17 protein-coding genes and 1 pseudogene are annotated in these 16,283 nt (G+C 73.5%); 11 read left to right on the top strand and 7 right to left on the bottom strand.

All coding sequences use genetic code 11. The features are described from left to right. Window position 1: 1 nt before the first annotated feature. Complete coding sequence (locus ACN9M0_RS32705) at window positions 2-727, bottom strand: succinate dehydrogenase (RefSeq protein WP_399701671.1); 726 nt, start codon at window positions 725-727, stop codon at window positions 2-4. Between the two features lie 96 nt (window positions 728-823). Here ACN9M0_RS32705 and ACN9M0_RS32700 point away from each other — a divergent pair, with 96 nt between their 5' ends. Beyond that, window positions 824-1,711, top strand: coding sequence for a LysR family transcriptional regulator (locus ACN9M0_RS32700; protein ID WP_366041340.1), 888 nt, complete (start codon window positions 824-826; stop codon window positions 1,709-1,711). Between the two features lie 11 nt (window positions 1,712-1,722). Here the strand turns inward: ACN9M0_RS32700 and ACN9M0_RS32695 are convergent, their stop codons facing one another. Continuing rightward, complete coding sequence (locus tag ACN9M0_RS32695; RefSeq protein WP_426404694.1) at window positions 1,723-2,283, bottom strand: DNA-binding protein; 561 nt, start codon at window positions 2,281-2,283, stop codon at window positions 1,723-1,725. Between the two features lie 110 nt (window positions 2,284-2,393). Between ACN9M0_RS32695 and ACN9M0_RS32690 the strand changes: the two genes are divergently transcribed. Beyond that, a complete protein-coding gene (locus ACN9M0_RS32690; RefSeq protein WP_366041342.1) occupies window positions 2,394-2,834 on the top strand; it encodes a hypothetical protein in 441 nt (146 codons plus the stop codon). A 31-nt stretch (window positions 2,835-2,865) separates the two neighbouring features. Beyond that, the gene (locus ACN9M0_RS32685) at window positions 2,866-4,020 is read left to right on the top strand and encodes a protein kinase domain-containing protein (RefSeq protein WP_426404693.1); all 1,155 of its coding nucleotides are present in this window, start codon (window positions 2,866-2,868) and stop codon (window positions 4,018-4,020) included. An 18-nt stretch (window positions 4,021-4,038) separates the two neighbouring features. Here the strand turns inward: ACN9M0_RS32685 and ACN9M0_RS32680 are convergent, their stop codons facing one another. Then, window positions 4,039-6,204 (bottom strand): putative bifunctional diguanylate cyclase/phosphodiesterase, encoded by a 2,166-nt coding sequence (locus ACN9M0_RS32680; RefSeq protein ID WP_366041344.1) that lies wholly within the window; start codon window positions 6,202-6,204, stop codon window positions 4,039-4,041. After that, window positions 6,201-7,013, bottom strand: coding sequence for an SAM-dependent methyltransferase (locus tag ACN9M0_RS32675; protein WP_366041345.1), 813 nt, complete (start codon window positions 7,011-7,013; stop codon window positions 6,201-6,203). The genes ACN9M0_RS32680 and ACN9M0_RS32675 overlap by 4 nt, the downstream gene beginning before the upstream one ends. A 543-nt stretch (window positions 7,014-7,556) precedes the next feature. On the opposite strand from ACN9M0_RS32675, the gene ACN9M0_RS32670 reads away from it, so the two are divergent. From ACN9M0_RS32670 to ACN9M0_RS32660, 3 genes are all read left to right on the top strand, one after another. Beyond that, window positions 7,557-8,303, top strand: coding sequence for a hypothetical protein (locus tag ACN9M0_RS32670; protein ID WP_426404692.1), 747 nt, complete (start codon window positions 7,557-7,559; stop codon window positions 8,301-8,303). 59 nt (window positions 8,304-8,362) lie between these two features. Further along, window positions 8,363-9,127, top strand: coding sequence for a hypothetical protein (locus ACN9M0_RS32665; protein WP_399701657.1), 765 nt, complete (start codon window positions 8,363-8,365; stop codon window positions 9,125-9,127). 163 nt (window positions 9,128-9,290) lie between these two features. Beyond that, window positions 9,291-9,845 (top strand): hypothetical protein, encoded by a 555-nt coding sequence (locus ACN9M0_RS32660; protein ID WP_399701655.1) that lies wholly within the window; start codon window positions 9,291-9,293, stop codon window positions 9,843-9,845. 111 nt (window positions 9,846-9,956) lie between these two features. Here ACN9M0_RS32660 and ACN9M0_RS32655 read toward each other — a convergent pair whose 3' ends face one another. Beyond that, window positions 9,957-10,484 carry a hypothetical protein gene (locus ACN9M0_RS32655; RefSeq protein WP_366041138.1) on the bottom strand — a complete coding sequence of 176 codons (528 nt, stop codon included), beginning with the start codon at window positions 10,482-10,484 and terminating at the stop codon, window positions 9,957-9,959. Between the two features lie 390 nt (window positions 10,485-10,874). Here ACN9M0_RS32655 and ACN9M0_RS32650 point away from each other — a divergent pair, with 390 nt between their 5' ends. Next, window positions 10,875-11,537, top strand: coding sequence for a class F sortase (locus ACN9M0_RS32650; protein ID WP_366041137.1), 663 nt, complete (start codon window positions 10,875-10,877; stop codon window positions 11,535-11,537). A gap of 65 nt (window positions 11,538-11,602) precedes the next feature. Here ACN9M0_RS32650 and ACN9M0_RS32645 read toward each other — a convergent pair whose 3' ends face one another. After that, complete coding sequence (locus ACN9M0_RS32645) at window positions 11,603-12,463, bottom strand: polysaccharide deacetylase family protein (protein WP_399701652.1); 861 nt, start codon at window positions 12,461-12,463, stop codon at window positions 11,603-11,605. Window positions 12,464-12,568: 105 nt separating this feature from the next. Here ACN9M0_RS32645 and ACN9M0_RS32640 point away from each other — a divergent pair. Then, window positions 12,569-13,070: pseudogene (locus ACN9M0_RS32640) on the top strand (universal stress protein). A gap of 33 nt (window positions 13,071-13,103) precedes the next feature. Here the strand turns inward: ACN9M0_RS32640 and ACN9M0_RS32635 are convergent. Then, window positions 13,104-14,321 (bottom strand): CapA family protein, encoded by a 1,218-nt coding sequence (locus ACN9M0_RS32635; protein ID WP_426404691.1) that lies wholly within the window; start codon window positions 14,319-14,321, stop codon window positions 13,104-13,106. Window positions 14,322-14,581: 260 nt separating this feature from the next. Here ACN9M0_RS32635 and ACN9M0_RS32630 point away from each other — a divergent pair, with 260 nt between their 5' ends. The 3 genes from ACN9M0_RS32630 (at window position 14,582) to ACN9M0_RS32620 (ending at window position 16,279) form a co-directional block, all read left to right on the top strand. After that, a complete protein-coding gene (locus ACN9M0_RS32630; protein ID WP_366041134.1) occupies window positions 14,582-15,139 on the top strand; it encodes a sigma-70 family RNA polymerase sigma factor in 558 nt (185 codons plus the stop codon). A 4-nt stretch (window positions 15,140-15,143) separates the two neighbouring features. Further along, entirely contained in the window at window positions 15,144-15,566 is a 423-nt protein-coding gene (locus ACN9M0_RS32625) for a PaaI family thioesterase (RefSeq protein ID WP_366041133.1), read from the top strand. Between the two features lie 215 nt (window positions 15,567-15,781). After that, window positions 15,782-16,279 carry a hypothetical protein gene (locus tag ACN9M0_RS32620; protein WP_399701645.1) on the top strand — a complete coding sequence of 166 codons (498 nt, stop codon included), beginning with the start codon at window positions 15,782-15,784 and terminating at the stop codon, window positions 16,277-16,279. The last annotated feature ends 4 nt before the right edge of the window (window positions 16,280-16,283 follow it).

Here is a 16,283-nt window from a genome sequence, read left to right as displayed (position 1 = left end):
GTCAGCTCACCACTCCGGTCATGACGGCGACGGGGACGGAGACGAAGCCCGCGGTCAGGACGAGCGCGAGGGTGTTGGCGAGGGCCTTGAGGAGGCGCTCGCGGCGGGCGCTGCCGACGCCGAGGGTCTGGGCGGCGCTCCAGAAGCCGTGGCGGACGTGGAGGCCGAGGGCGAGCATGGCGGTGATGTAGACGACGTCGCCGTACCAGGTGGAGAAGGTGTCGACGACGTTCTGGTAGGGCTTGCCCTCCTCGAAGCCGCCGGGGTGGACGGTGCCGGTGGTCAGGTCGAGGACGTGCCAGACGATGAAGAGGGCGAGGATGATCCCGCCCCAGCGCATGGTGCGGGTGGCGTACGAGGAGCGCTTGCGGCGGTGGACGTACGCGGTGGGGCGGGCCTTCACGTCGCGTCGGCTGAGCTGGTACGCGGAGACGGCGTGGGCGACGACGGCGGCGAGGAGCACGACCCGGACGATCCAGAGGGCCCAGTGGTGGTGCAGGACCGGGGCGCCCATGACGCGCAGCCAGTGGCCGTAGGCGTTGAACTCCTCGGGGCCGAAGAAGACCTTGAGGTTTCCGGCGACGTGGGCGACGAGATAGCCGAGCATGATGAGCCCGCTGACGGCCATGACCGTCTTCTTGCCGAGGGTCGACGACCAGAATCCGCGGGACGGTGTGGGGGACGGCGGGCGGGCGGCCGTCCGCTCCCTCGTGGGTGCCAGAGCCATGTTCTCGACGCTAGGGCCGGAGGACCCGAGAGGTCCAAGACATGGTCCGGCTGATCTCGATAGGCTGAACCTATTCATGTCCTCTACGCTGGGACCATGCAGTTCCAGCAGCTCCTCTACTTCGTCGCCGTGGCCGAGACCCGTCACTTCACCCGGGCCGCCGAGCGCGTCCACGTCTCGCAGCCCTCGCTCTCCCAGCAGATCAAGGCCCTGGAACAGGAGTTGGGCGCGGAGCTGTTCAGCCGCGCCCGGGGGAACATCGCCCTCACCGACGCGGGCGAGGCCCTGCTGCCGCTCGCGCGCCGCATCCTCGCCGACACGGAGACGGCCCGCCTGGAGGTGCAGGAGCTGGCCCAGCTCAAGCGGGGCCGGGTGCGGCTCGGGGCGACGCCGAGCCTGTGCACGGGGCTCCTTCCGGACGTGCTGCGCGCCTTCCACGACCTGCACCCGGGGATCGAGCTCCTGATCGAGGAGGGCGGCTCGCACGATCTCGTACGGGAGCTGGCGCGCGGGGCGCTCGACCTGGCCCTGGTGGTGCTGCCGCTGCCCTCCCCCTCCCCCGCCCTGACGACGGTCGAGCTGCTGCGGGAGGACCTGGTCGTGGTCTCCGCCGCGTCGGAGCCCGCGCCCCGTCGGCCGGTGCGGATCCAGGATCTGCGGGACCAGCCGCTCGTGATGTTCCGGCACGGCTACGACCTGCGGGAACTGACCGTGGCGGCCTGCCGGGCGGAGGGTTTCGAGCCCACGTTCACGGTCGAGGGCGGGGAGCTGGACGCGGTGCTCGGTTTCGTACGGGCCGGGCTCGGGCTCGCGGTCGTGCCGGCGATGGTCGCTGCCCGCGCGGGGCGGGACCTACGGGTGACGGCGCTGGCCCGGCCGGGACTGCGGCGCACGATCGCGCTGGCACACCGCAGCGACGTGGCGCCGCCGAGGGCCGCGCGGGAGCTCCAGAGGCTGCTCATGGCCTCCCGCCGGGGCGTGTGACACGCCCGGCGTCACCGGCCGGAGGCGCGGACGAGGGCGACGGCCTCGTCCGTGCGGCCCGCGCCGCAGATCCGGAGGACCTCGGCGAGCCCGGGGTGGTCCGCTTCGAGGAGCGCGGCCGCGGCGAGGATGTCGACGGCACTCGCGCGGCCGGTGAGCAGCTCGCGCAGGCGCAGGGCGAAGCGCAGGTCGGGGTCCGGGTCCGCCGGGCCGTCGTCCCCCGCCCGGTGCGGGGTCACCGCGACGCCCATCGAGTCCTGGCCCGGTGTTCTGCTGGCGCGGATCTCCGCGAGGGCGAGGGAGGCGTCCGCGGCCGGTACGGTGCCGGCGCGCACCTCCTGGGCGAGGTGGAGGACGGCCGAGAGGCGGGCCGCCGCGTCGGGGTTGGCGATCCGGGCGCGCTGGCCCCGCATGACGAGGCTGAGCATGGCGGGCGAGATCCCCAGGGTCTCGGCGAGTGCGGACTGGGTCGTTCCGAAGCGGTCGCAGAGCTCCCGGCACAGCTCGCCGAGCGGAGCCCCGTACCACTGGCGCTGGAGCTCCTGATTGCGGGCGATGGCGGTCGCGTCCATGCACGGGACGCTAGGCCTCCGGATTGACACTTGTCAAAGGGAGTTTTCATGTGTCAATCTCCCGATCGGAAAGGCACGACCTCGTCCACCCTCACTGATGGGACGTCACCATGCCCTGGAAGCGCACCACTTCACTGCTCGCCGTCGCCGCCGTCGCCGTCCTCGGGCTGACCGCCTGCGGTTCCGGCAGCACCGACGCGAAGCCGTCCGCCACCGCCACCGCCACGACCGAGGCCCCGACCGACGGAGCCGGCTCCGCGACCCCGGACGCCCCCGTCACCGACGGCGTGAAGAAGCCGGACGACCTGCCCGCGGGCCTGCCGCTGCCGGCCGGGGAGCTGACCTCGGTCACCGGGAGCAGAGGCGGCTACGTCATGACCTACAGCGCCCCGGACCCGCAGGCCGCGCTCGGCGAGTACCGCAAGGCCCTGGAGGGCGCCCAGTACACGGTGGTGGACGTCGCCGGCGTCTTCACCGCCACCACGGACAAGACCTCCGTCTCGGTCGTCACCACCGGCGACACCCTCGTCCTCACGCTGGCCACCCTCTGACCCGCCGCGCCGCGGAGGTACTCTGCGGCGCATGGAAGCAGGGGCGACACTCGCCGGACGGTACCGGCTCGTGGCGCCGGTGGCGCGCGGGGCGCAGGGCACGGTCTGGCGGGCCGTCGACACGCGCGACGGCACGGACGTGGCCGTGAAGCTGTCCGGCGGTGCGGACCTGGAGTCGTTGCTGCGGCTCGTCTGCGAGCAGTCGGTGCGGCTCGGCCATCCGCACGTGCTCGCCCCCGTCGACTGGTTCGTCCGCGAGGGCGAGGCCTGGCTGGTGCTGCCGCTCGTGCGCGGCGGCACCCTCGCAGGCCTCCTCGCCGACTACGGAGAACTTCCGTCGACGGTCGGCCTGCTGATCGCCCATCAGCTCATGGACGCACTGGTGGCCGTGCACGCCGCGGGGCTCGTGCACCGCGACGTGAAGCCGTCCAACCTGCTGCTCGCGGCGACCGGGACGGGCCGCCCCCGGCTGTACCTGAGCGACTTCGGCGTGGCCCGCGTCCTGCCCCATCTCCGTCTCACCTCACCCGCGTTCGTCGCGGGCACCCCGGACTACCTGGCCCCCGAGGTCCGGGCCGGGGCGGCGGGCGGTCCCGCGCAGGACGTCTACGCGGCGGGGCTCGTACTCCGCGAACTCGGCGCGCCCGCCGCGCTCGTGGCCGCCATGACCGCCGAGGCGCCCGGTGACCGGCCCACGGCCTCCGGGGCCCGGGACGAACTGGCCCGCTGCCGGGCGGCTCTGGGGCCCGAGCGGTGGCCGGTCCTGTGGGAGGGCGAACCCTTCCTCGTACCGGACCAGTTCTCCGGCGCTCCGGAGGAGACGTGCCCGGCTCAGGCTGCTGCCGCGGCACCGCCACCCCGCCCTCGACAGGGGCGGCGGGTCCTCGGGGCGGTCGTGCTCGGCTCCGTGGCACTCGCCGTCGCCGCGACGACCGCCCTCACCGCGCTCACTTCGGACGCCGGCTCAGGAGGCGTTCCGGCCTCGTCCCCGGCCCCGGTCCGCACCGTTCCGGCCCGTGCCGAGTCCGGGCCCCCGGACCCCGCAGGACCTGCCGCCTTCGCCCCCTGCACGGCGGACGAGGCGCTCGCGGTCTCCTTCAGCCCCGAGGGATACCTCCTGATCTGCGACCAGGTCCCCCGCACCGCCCGGTACGAGTGGACCCCTCAGCCCTCCGAGGAGGACTGAGGTCCGGCCGGGCGGAGCTCACACCGCGTCCGCCAGGAGGAGCGAGTGGATGCGGTCCGGGGCGCCCGGGCGGGCGTAGTACCAGCCCTGGGCCGTGTCGCAGCCGAGGTCGCGGAGCTGTCGCGCCTGCGCCCCGGTCTCCACGCCCTCGACGGTGACGGCGAGTTCCAGGCTGTGCGCGAGCGAGACGATCCCCTCGACGATCTTGAGGTCGACCGGGTCCACGGGGTGCTGCTGCATCCCCCGGGTGAAGGAGCGGTCGAGCTTGAGGACGCTCACCGGCAGCCGGCGCAGGTTGGCCAGGTTCGAGTAGCCGGTGCCGAAGTCGTCGAGGGCGATGTCCACGCCCATCTCGGCGAGCTGCCGCAGCGGCTTCAGCAGGTCCTCGTCGGCACCGATCAGCGCCGACTCGGTGACCTCGAGGCACAGCGCGCCCGGTTCGAGCCCCGACCGTTCCAGGACGTCGACGGTGTCGGCGACCAGGCGCGGGTGGTGGAGCTGTGTCGGGGAGAGGTTGACGTTGATCCGCAGCGGGCCGCCGTCGGAGTGCCGGGTCTGCCAGAAGCGGGCCTGGCGCACGGCCTCCTGGAGCACCCAGCGGCCGAGCGGCACGATGAGGCCGGTGTCCTCGGCGAGCGGGATGAAGCGGTCCGGGCCGAGCACGCCGTGCTGCGGGTGGCACCACCGGACGAGGGCCTCGGCGCCGTGCACGCTGCCGTCGTCGAGGTGGACGAGCGGCTGGTACTCGATGAAGAACTCGCCGCGCTCCAGGGCGGCGGGGAGGGCCGTGGTGAGTCCGTGCCGGGTGATGGCGCGGGCGTCGGCCTCCGGGTCGGCGAGTTCGAAGCGGTTGCCGCCCGCCGACTTGGCCCGGTACATGGTGATGTCGGCGCTGCGGAGCACCTCGGCCGGGGTGCGCTCCCCCGCCGGGCCCTCGACGACTCCGAGGCTGCCGCGCACGGTGAGTTCGCGGCCGTCGATGCTGAGGGGGGTGGCGAGGGCGGCGAGGATGCGGTCGGCGAGTTCGGTGACGTCCCGCTGGCCGGCGGCGCCGGTGGTGAGGGCGACGAACTCGTCGCCGCCGAGCCGGGCCACCATCTCGCCCGCCCCGGTGACGCAGCTCTGCAGCCGGTCGGCGACCTCGACGAGCAGCCGGTCGCCGGTGGAGTGGCCGAGGCTGTCGTTGATGACCTTGAAGCCGTCGAGGTCGAGGTAGCAGAGGCCGAAGCGGGCGTTCTCGCCGGGGGCGAGCGCCTTCTCCAGGCGTTCGAAGAACAGCGTCCGGTTGGGCAGTCCGGTGAGCGCGTCGTGGGTGGCCTCGTACCGCAGGCGCAGATGGAGCAGGCGCCGTTCGGTGGTGTCCTCCATGAGGGCCAGCTGGTACTGGGGGTTGCCGTCGGCGTCCCGGAGGAGCGAGACGGTGAGGTTGGTCCACAGAACCGTTCCGTCACCCCGGTAGTACGGCTTCTCGACGCGGTAGTGCTCGCGCTCGCCCCGGACCAGCTCCTCGTACAGCTTCCAGACGTGCGGCCCGTCCTCCGGGTGCACCCACTCGCTGACGTTCCGGCTGCGCACCTGGCCCTCCATCCCGCCGAACATGCGGGTGAGGGTCTCGTTGACCTCCAGGACGTTGCCGTCGAGGTCGGCGATGCCGATGCCGATCGCCGCCCCGTCGAAGACCGCGCGGAAGCGGCTCTCGGTGGCGTGCAGGGCGATCTCGGCGGCGCTGCGGGCGGCGAGCGCGGAGCGGGCGATGGCCTCCTGCTCGGCGCGGGTCCGCTCGCGCAGGGCCTGCGCGTAGCCGGCGGCCATGGCGTGCTGGAGCCGGGCGCAGCGGGCGCGCAGCTCCTCGGCGGGGAGGTCCGACTCCGTACCGCAGTAGAGCACCAGGTACGAGTCGACGACGCCGAGGCTGCGGCCGAGCGCGTCCGGGTCGGTGCAGTGGGCGGCGACGAGGGCCGTGCCGGTGCGCTGGGCCGGTGCCGTGTCGAAGGGGCGGGCGTGCAGGGCGTCGCACAGGGTGCGGGCCAGCGGCAGCAGATGCCCCTCGAACTCGGCGCGGGTCAGCGAGGTGGCGGTCACCGGGAAGATCGCGCGGCTCCAGATGGTGACGAACCGCCTGAGTCTGTCCTCCGGGCCGTCGGCTTCGGCGACGGCGCCGGACGGCTGCGACGGGACCTTCACGCCTTGCGCCCCACGCCTGCGAAACCGGAGAAGGCGTACGGATCCTCCTCCTCGGCCGCACTGTCCGGCCGCCAGAGCGGCATCGGGACGAGTCCGGGCTCGACCAGTTCGGTGCCCTCGAAGAAGCGGGTGATCTCGCCGCCCGACCGCATCACCAGGGGGTTGCGGATGTTGCGGTAGACCCCGACGGTGCCGCCGGCCTCCTCCTCGGACAGCGGGATGCCCTCGTACGAGGCGTGGGTGAGGACGACGAGGCTGCCGGGGGCGAGGGCGTCGATCAGTTCGGCGACGGCCTCGTACGGCCGGTCCTGGTCCTCCAGGAAGTGCAGCACGGCGACGAGGAGCAGGGCCACCGGCCGGTCCAGGTCGAGGAGTCGGGTCACCTCGGGGCTGTACAGGATGTCGGCCGGCTTGCGCAGGTCGGCGGCGACGACGGCCGCGCTGTCGTCGCCCTCCAGGACGGCGCGGCTGTGGGCCACGGCGACGGGGTCGTGGTCGACGTAGACGACCCGGGCGGCGGGGTCGGCGGCGCGGGCGACCTCGTGCACGTTGCCGAAGGTGGGTATGCCGGAGCCGATGTCGAGGAACTGGGTGACGTCGTTGTCAACGGCGTGGCGGACGGCGCGCCGCATGAAGGCACGGTTCGCCTGCATGATCTTGGGCAGGCCAGGCATGAACTCCATGGCCTTGCGCGCCGCTTCCCGGTCCACTTCGAAATTGTGCGAGCCGCCCAGATAGAAGTCGTACATACGGGACACGCTCGGTACCGAAATGTCGATACCGGGCGGAGCCCAGGCGGGACGCTCCATCAATGTCTCCAACAAGTCGCCATGGGGGATGCGGCCATGTGTTCGCGGCCGGTGTTCGAGGTGAGGCTACTGATCGCCCGCCGGGAGAGCGAGTAGAAACGGAAATTCGCGGTCCGTTCTTGGTCACACGCCATTGGCACGTGCGGCGGGAACGCAGAGTTCACGCCTTCAGGCTGTGCAAATTCACGTGCATATGATCGTGCGTCGGTTCCCGGGACGACGCCGGCCACGCCCGGTGGAGCCCCAGGCCCCGTCCGTACCTCGGCTGTTGCGGTGCCCGGGGCCCGGTCGCCGGTGCAGGATGCCCTGTTGGCCGTCCTGCCCGACAGGGCGACAACCGGACAGTTCTTCTCCGCGAGGCCTGAACGGGCCGTGTCGGCCACCCGTCCGGAATCAACCCGCCCGGCAATACCGGGCATTGCGCCGAATCCGCCACCGACACCCGGCGAAACGTCAAGCCCACACATCCGGAGATCCCCTCCATCTGGCGAATCCGGCCCGAATCCGCCCCGGCGCGCCCCGTCTGTGATCAAGCTCGACGGCGTGTCTCTGTACGGATCACTCCTCGCGCGGCCGCTGGCGGCCCTCGGGCTCGTGTGGATGCTCTCCACACCCGTGCCCGCCTCCGCCGACGCCTGCGCCTACGCCTCGACCGACTCGGGCGGCTCGTACCTCGCGGTGGCGGTCGCCGGTGACGGCCACCACGACGGCGACGACCACGGGAACGACGACGGGAAGGACCACGGGAACGGCAACGGCAACGGCAACGGCAACGGCAACGGGCACGAGCGTCACGGCAAGGGGAAGGGCAAGGGTCACGACCATCACCACCACCCGAAGCCCTGCGACCCCGAGCCGCCCCCGCCGTGCCCGTCGCCCACGCCCGAGCCGACGCCCCCGCCGTCCCCGACGCCGACGCCCGAGCCCCCGAAACCGTCCCCGACCCCGACGCCGACACCGGAGCCGCCCCCGCGGCCCGAGCCGCTCCCTCCCCGGCCCGCGCCGAAGCCGCCGGCCACCAGGCCCGCGCCCCGGCCGGAGCCGCCGTCCCCCGCGCCTCCGACCACGAGGCCGCCGGAGCCCGCGCCCGCGCCGCCCCCTCCCCCGTCCCCGACTCCGCCACCCACCGTGCGGCCCCGGCCGCCGGCTCCCGGGCCCGTGGCGCTGCCCCACTACCGCCCCGCGACGCACACCAAGCAGAAGGGGGGCACCTCCGTCGTCACCGCGACGCTGATGATCACCGCCCCCGCCGTGATCGCGACGGCGATCCTCCGCCCCCGCTCCAAGTGACCCGCGACCCCCGCCGGCTCACCGACCCACCGCCCCTCTGAATCCCGCCGGAGGAATCCATGTCCGAATGGCTTGTTCTCTCCCTCGCGATGGCCGCCGCCTGCGCCGTCGTGCTCACCATCGTCGTCATCAACAACCGCCGCATCCCCGAGGACGACGACCCCAGCGAGACCCCGGACGTCATCGAGTACATGACGATGATGATCGGCGTGATCTACGCGATCGTCCTCGGTCTGGCCATCGCCGGCGTCTGGGAGGCCCGGGGGTCCGCCCAGGAGACCGTGCGGCAGGAGGCCCAGGCGATGCACGAGATCTCGGCGCGCGCCGAGGTGTACCCCCAGGAGGCCCGCGCCCGGATCCGCGCCGACGTCGACGCGTACGTCTCGTACGTGGTCCACGACGAGTGGACGTACATGGCCGAGCAGGGCGAGCTCAGCGACGAGGGCACCGCGCTCCTGGAGAAGGTGCGGCGCAGCGTCACCGACTACCAGCCCGCCAACGACTTCGAGGGGCAGGCGTACCAGCCGCTCGTGGACCAGGTGGCCCTCGCCGACGACGCCCGGGGCGCGCGCGGGCAGAGCGCCGGCGAGACGATGCCGGGGGTGGTCTGGTTCGGCCTGATCATCGGAGCCCTGGTGACGGTCGGCCTGATCTTCACGCTGCAGATCCGCAGAACCGGCCGGGAGCTGCTGCTCGCCGGGCTCTTCAGCGTGCTGATCGCCTTCCTGCTGTTCCTCATCTGGGACTTCGACGCGCCCTTCGGCCGGGGCATCTCGGCCACCGCCGCGCCGTTCCTCGACCTGTTCCCGCAGATCAGCGGGTGAGCCGAGCCGTGCGAGTGGGCCACCCGGGGGACATCGGTGCCCCATTCGCACGTCTGGGATCGCGGCTGTGGTAAAGCGCTCCTAGCGTTTCGGGCATCGAGGTGCACGGCCCTTCGCGGGAACCCCCTTCCGCGGCTGCCCCTCGGGACCCGGAGGATTCACCATGCGCGCGATACGTGCCGCGTCCACTGCCCTGTTGGGGGCGGCCGCCCTCGCCCTGGCCGCCCCCGCCGCCCTCGCGGCCGACGGTGCTCCCGCGGCCGAGCCGCGAGCCGCCAGGGCCAAGGCACCGGGCGATTTCCTCGTGTCGCCGTCGGTCGTCGCCCCGGGCGGCCGGGTGACGCTGAGCGCCCCCGGCTGCGCCAGTACGGCGACGGCCTCGGCCGGCATCTTCGACACGGCGACCATCGCACCCGGTGCGGTGGTGACCGCCACCGTGGACGCGGACGCCAAGCGGGGCGCCGTGTACACGGTGCTGTTCAACTGCACGGGCGGCGTGCAGGACACCGTCGCCCTGACGATCAGCGGCAGCCCCACCGCCACCCCGACCATCAGCGCCACGATCCTCACGCCTCCGCGCGGGGCGCAGGGCGGCCTCGGCGGCTCGTTCGCCCCCAGCTCCACCGAAGTGGCGGCCGGCGGGGCGCTGGCGCTCGCCGCGGCCTGCGGCACCGTGTACGTCGTCCGCCGCCGCTCCGGCGCCGGCCGGCGTCACTGAGCCGCGGAGACCGGAGCGGTGCGCGGCGTCCCCGGACGCCCGCCGCCCCCGGGTCCCGGCAGGGGACTCGGGGGCGGCGGGCACGACGGTCCGACCGGGAGGTTCGGCCGGTCAGACTCCCACGCCGGTGACACGGCGGCGGCGGGCGATGAAGAGCCCGCCACCGAGCGCGGCCGCGGCGACGAGGCTGCCGCCGACGGCCATCTCGGTGGAACTGGGGGCCATCGAGCCGCCGAGACCGCCGGCCGCACCCTGGCCGACGAGGACCCGGAACGGCTGGGTGAGCGTACGGCCGTTGCACTGGACGGCCAGGTTGTACTGGCCGGGCGTGGCGTTGTCGAAGATGCGGGGGGTCGCGGTGGACACCCCGTTGACGGCGGGGCCGAGCGTGGTCGGCGCGAAGGCGTTGGACGTGACCGTGCCACCGGCGCAGCCCCGGACGGTGACCGTGAGGATCGCGCCCTGGTGGACCGCGAAGGGGGACACGGTGACGCCGTTGGAGTTGTCTCCGCCCCGCTCGGCCTGGAAGGGGCTGACCGTCAGGTTGCTCGGTCCGTTGGTGGCGGCGGCGAGGGGGGCCGCGAGGCCGACCGCCGCGAGTGCGGTGGCGGTCACCGCCAGAGTGCGTGCAGCACGCATGGTTGAACCTCCAGTGGAAGACGCCCCAAAGCGGTGCTCCGGGAGTTTCGACGAGTACGCCTTCCATGACGAACCATCACAAACCGGGGCGAGCCGTGCATGTCGGCACTGGGCCACCCCGGTGAGGCGACACGCCGGGGACGCAAGCCCCTGGGCCGACGGAACCGCAGGTCAAAGCCGCCCGGGACGCTTATCTGACGATTACTCGGATGGGTCAGCCCGCTGTCACCCGCCTGCCTGCGCACCCGCTGCCGCCGAGGTCCGCCGCCGCACGCCCCGCTCCGGGCCCCGGACACCCGTCCGGCGGCGGCCCCCACCCGTTCGCACCGTCCGGGGCGACGGCCCGCGCGACCGCCCTTACCGTTCTGACGACGCCGAGAAGGGAGAACCATGCCCCCGAAGGACTTCCGCGTCTTCGAGCGCAGGAGACGCCAACCCTGGGGCGTCCTGGCCCTCGCCATGCTGTCCGGGCTCGCGATGATGCGCAACGGGGTGGACGTCGCCCTCGGGCCGCCGCAACCCGCCGCGGCGGCCCGGCCGGTGGCGCGCCCGCTCACCCCGCCGCCGCCCGCCGCGAGCACCGGTCTGGAGCCGCTGCCCTACGCCCCGGCATCGCGGGTCAAGATCCCGGCGATCCGGGTGGCGGCCCCCCTCATGGACGTGGGTCTGGACGAGAACGGCTGGGTGGCGGCCCCGCCCCCGGAGGACCCCAACCTCGCCGGCTGGTACCAGAACGGCATCGCCCCCGGCCAGCGCGGCACCTCCGTCCTGGTCGGCCACGTCGACAACACGAAGGGCCCGGCGGTCTTCTACGGCCTGGGCTCCCTCCAGAAGGGCCAGCACGTCGAGGTCGAGCGGTACGACGGCCGGGTCGCGGTCTTCGAGATCTACGGCGTCGAGGTGTACGCCAAGGACAACTTCCCCGGCGTACAGGTCTACGCCGACAACGGCGAGCCGGAACTGCGGGTGATCACCTGCGGCGGCGGCTACACGCGGGCGCGTGGCTACGACGGGAACGTCGTCGTCTACGCGCGCATGGTCGGCTCGCGCTGACCCGCGCACGAGCGGAAGGACCCCGGCACCTCTGGTGCCGGGGTCCTTCCGTTCGTGACGGGACGTCAGCGTCGGGGGACGGTGATGTGGTAGCCGGCGTCGAGGAGTTCGGGCAGATAGCGGCGGAGCGCGGCGACGCTCTGGGAGCGGTTGCCGCCGGCGTCGTGGGAGAGGACGACGACACCGGGTGCGGCGCCGTCGAGGACGCGGCGGACGATGGTGCCGGTGCCGGGTTCCGTCCAGTCCAGGGTGTCGACGGTCCAGGCGAGCGGCTCCATGCCGAGTTCGGCGCCGATCTCGAACGAGAGCCGGTTCCAGGCGCCGTAGGGCGCGCGGTACCAGAGCGGGGCCGTACCCAGTGCCTTCTCGATGACCTCGCTGGTGGAGCCGAGCTCGTCGCGGATCCGGGACGGCCGCAGCTTGGGGATGAGGGGGTGCGACCAGGAGTGGTTGCCGACGACGTGGCCGTCCTCGGCCATCTCCCGCAGCAGGTCCTGGTTGTCCACGGCCATCTCGCCGCAGACGAAGAACATCGCACGGCAGTCGTAGTGGCGCAGGGTCTCCAGGATGCCGGGGGTGTACCGGGGGTCGGGACCGTCGTCGAAGGTGAGCACCATCGAGCGGCCGACCCCGGACATGCTGAGGAAGGGCCGCTGACGCACCGGCGGCACCGCGCGCCGGAAGGCCGGGGGCGCGTAGGCGGTCATGGGCTGGAGCCGGTACGCGGACGGGCGCAGCCGGGTGGCGTGCGCCTGCGCGCCGGCGGCGGGGCCTGTGCGCCCCGCGCCGGACGTGCCCCGGGGTGTGGAGGCGGCGCCGGTGGCCGCCTCGGGCGTGGCGAACCGGTCCGCCGCGAGGGCTCCGACGGTGGCGGTGGCCCCGAGGGCGGCGGCGAGGCGTAGGACCGCTCGGCGCCCGCTGGGCATCTGATCCTTTTTCATGACCAATGGTTCGTACGGGCGGGGGTCGACGCAGCTCAGCGACACCGGCCGCCCGCCCGAAAGCACCCGATGAGCCGATAGCCTCGAAGGGTGAGCGAACAGCGGCCCGACCGGTTCGAACGCGGTACCGACGGCCCGAAAGTGATCATGGCGGACGTCGACGGCTCCGCCTCCTCCCTGCGCGCCGCGGCGTACGCGGCCGGGCTCGCCCGGCGCCAGAACGCGCTGCTCGCGCTCGTGTACGTACAGCCGGTGATCCCGGCGGGCGCCGCGCTGGGCGTGCCCGTGACCGGGACGACGGAGGAGATCGCCGAGGGTCTCGTCGCCGAGATCCGGACGTCCGCCGAGCGAAGCGAGATGGGGGTCCCCCCGGACGAAGTCTGGGGGGAGGGTCAAGGACCTGTGGCGGATCAGGTGGGAGTTCCACACCTTCCGGGGCGACGCCTACGCGGGTCTGGTCCAGGCCGCGGAGGAGCTGACGGCGGACGCCGTGGTGGTGGGCGCCTCGGAGTCGGCGGGCCACCGCTTCGTCGGCTCGGTCGCCGTCCGCCTGGTGAAGGCCGGCCGCTGGCCGGTCACCGTCGTCCCGTGACCTGACCGGCCCCCGCCTTCCCCGACCGTCCTCCTACTCGCCCATCACCAGGCCGTCCTTGTCGGCGCCCCGGCCGAGCACCACCTGACGGATCGTCTCGCGGATCTCGGTCTGGTGGGCGTCCCCGCCCTCCGCCGCGCCGAGGTTCACCACGCGGCCGCGCGCGGTGTCGAACCACTGGGGGACGAACTCCGCCTTGGTGACCTCCCAGCGCCCGCCGGCGGTCCTGGGCGGGGCGAAGGTGAAGCGGCCGATGCTGCTCTGGTTGCCGCGCGGGTCGTAGGCGCCCTCGTGGTTGATCATGTCGCCGGCGATCTGGTCGCCCATCCCGTAGACGATCCAGGTCCCGTTGACCTTCTCGTACGCCTGCGGGACGTGGGCGTGCGTACCGATGATCAGATCGATGTCCGGGCGTCCGCCGCTCTGCGAGGCGGTCAGCGCGCGGCCGAGGGAGAGCTGCCGCTCGTCGGGTTCGGTCTGCCACTCGGAGCCCCAGTGGACGCTGACCACGACCACGTCGGCACCGGCCGCGCGGGCGGCGCGCGCGTCGGCGATCACCTTGTTCTCGTCGAGCAGCCGGACGGCCCAGGGCTGCCCCGCGGGCAGCGGGTAGCCGTTGGTGTCGTAGGTGTACGCGAGCTGGGCGACCGTGGCGCCGCCGGCCTTCAGCAGGGTGGGCCGCGCCGCCTCCTCGGCCGTACGGGCGGACCCCGCGTGTTTGACGCCGGCCTTGTCGAGCGCGTCGAGGGTGCGGCGAAGGCCCGCCGCCCCGTCGTCGAGGGTGTGGTTGGAGGCGGTGGAGCAGGAGTCGTAGCCGGTGGCCTTGAGCGCGGCGGCGACCTCGGGCGGCGACTTGAAGGCGGGGTAGCCGGTGTAGGGACCGCCCTCCTCTCCGTACACGGTCTCCATGTGGCAGATGGCCAGGTCGGCGCGGGAGACGACGGGCTTCGCGCCGGAGAGCATGGGGCGGAAGTCGTAGCCGGCCCCGTCGGCGTCCTCGGCGGCCCGCCGGATGATCGAGTCGTGCGGGAGGACGTCGCCGGAGGCGACGAGGGTGAAGCCGGTGGGCGCGGAGGCCCCGCCGGGGGCGGCGGACGGGGCGGCGGGGCCCGTGGCCCCGGTCCGCCCGGTCGCGGCACCAGGGGTGGTGGCGCCGGTGGCGGCGCCGCTCCCGCCGGTGCAGCCGGTCGCCGCGGCGAGCAGGAGCGCGGCGAGCGCCGCCGCCCCCGCGGGTCTGGTGCGTGAGGTCATGTACGGCACTCCGCCCGAGTCATGTGATGAACATCTGTTCTGACGAATTCATCTCCTCGGAATGCCGCAGTCAAGGGTCAAGGCCGCACCGGGTGACGAACCCCGCTGAAACGGACGCACCGACTCCATGTGACCGCTCGCCGTGCCATTCGCCGCTCGGTGCGACCGTTCGTCGCAGACCGGTGTCCGTTCCCTGTCCCTCGCCGTCCGGATGCGCTCGTATACGCCCCGGACGACGAGCCGCGGGAGAGGCGGGCAGCATGACGACGGCGACGACCGACGAACGGACCCTGGAGGAGCTGCAGCGGGACCACGGTCCGGCGCTCCTCTCCTTCCTGCTCGGCCTGACCTACGGGGACCGGCAACGGGCCGAGGACCTCGCCCAGGAGACCCTGGTACGGGCCTGGCTCCACCCCGAGGCCTTCGACGGCCCCTACACCTCGATGCGCCCCTGGCTCTTCACCGTGGCCCGCCGCCTCGCCATCGACGCCCGCCGCTCCCGCCTCGCCCGGCCCACCGAGATCGGCGACGGCGTCCTCGCCGTGACGCCCGACCCCGCCGACGCCACCGCCTCCGCCGAGGCCGCGCTCGACGTACGGGCGGCGGTGCGGGAGCTCAGTCCCGAACACCGCGCGGTGCTCGTCCGGCTCTACTTCCACGGCCTCACCGTCAACGAGGCCGCCGTCGAGCTCGGCATCCCGGCCGGGACGGTCAAGTCCCGCTCGCACTACGCGCTGCGGCAGCTCGGCCGCTCCCTGCCGGACTACCGGCCGCGCCGCGCGGCCGTTGCCCGGGCCCACGCCGGGGCCCCACAATGACGCCGTGACGCTGACACTCACCGCCGCCGAAAAGGTCCTCGCCGACAACTTCGCCCCCTGGGTGCTGGATCTGGGACTCACCGTCGAATCCGTCGGATCCGCCGACGGCCACGAGGCCGTCCTCCGGCTCCCCTGGTCGGACCGGCTCGCCCGCGAGGGCGGCGGCCTCTCCGGCCAGGCCCTGATGGCCGCCGCCGACACCGCGACGGTGATCGCGGTCGCCGCGGCCCGGGGCGGCTTCGTGCCGATGACCACCGTGCAGCAGTCCATCAGCTTCCAGCGGGCGGTGATCGGCGCCGACGTCCTCGTGCGGGCCAGGCTCACCAAGGCGGGGAAGCGGATGGCCTTCGCCGACATCACCATGACGGCCGAGGGCACGGAGGAGACCGCGGCCCACGCGACCGCGGTCTACGCGCTCCTCGGCTGAGCCGGCGCCGGATTCCCCGGACTCCCCCGCCCCACCTGTCACCCCCGACCCGCCCGGCACCAGGAATCCCACCGGCACCGATCCGGCCGGGAAACGTATCCGAAACCACACGGGCGAGTTGAGCAAAGCGGGACCCGCGGGCGCCCTTCACGGAGGAGGCTCTCCCCCGGGCCCCTGACGTCCGGGGCCCTCACGTCCGGGAGAAGGTGGGAGCGTTGCTGCCCGAGAGCACGAACGGCGCCGGCGGCACGAGCGGCGGCGGCCTCGCCGTCCCGATGGCCTGGCTGTGTGCCGAGTACCTGGCCGACGAGGTGCTGCGGGCCGCCGCGCTCGTGGCCCCCGGCTCACTGGAGTACCGGGCCGGCCTCCAGGCCCTGACCCTCACGGTCCACCTCGCGGAGGAACCCGACGGACCGGCCGGCGCGTGGGCCTCCTGCCGGGTCGACGAGTGGCTGCGGCACACCGCGTACGACCGGCCCTGGCCGCCCTGGGTCGAGGAGCGGCTCGCCGCGCGGCAGGCGGCAGCCGGCGACGGCCCCGACCTCGCGCTCGCCCGGACCGCCTGGCGCCGGCTGCGGGACACCTGGATCCGCGCCGCCGACCTCGACGGCCGCACCGACCCCGAGAACCCGGTCGACGAGGCCGAGCAGATCTGGCTGCCCGCCTGGAAGCTGGGCCTGCCGCTCGCGCATCTCTCGCTGCACCTGCGCTGACGGC

Origin of the sequence: Streptomyces sp. R-07 (assembly GCF_049913175.1) — a bacterium.
GTDB lineage: Bacteria > Actinomycetota > Actinomycetes > Streptomycetales > Streptomycetaceae > Streptomyces.
This window is presented reverse-complemented; position numbering and strand designations above follow the sequence as displayed.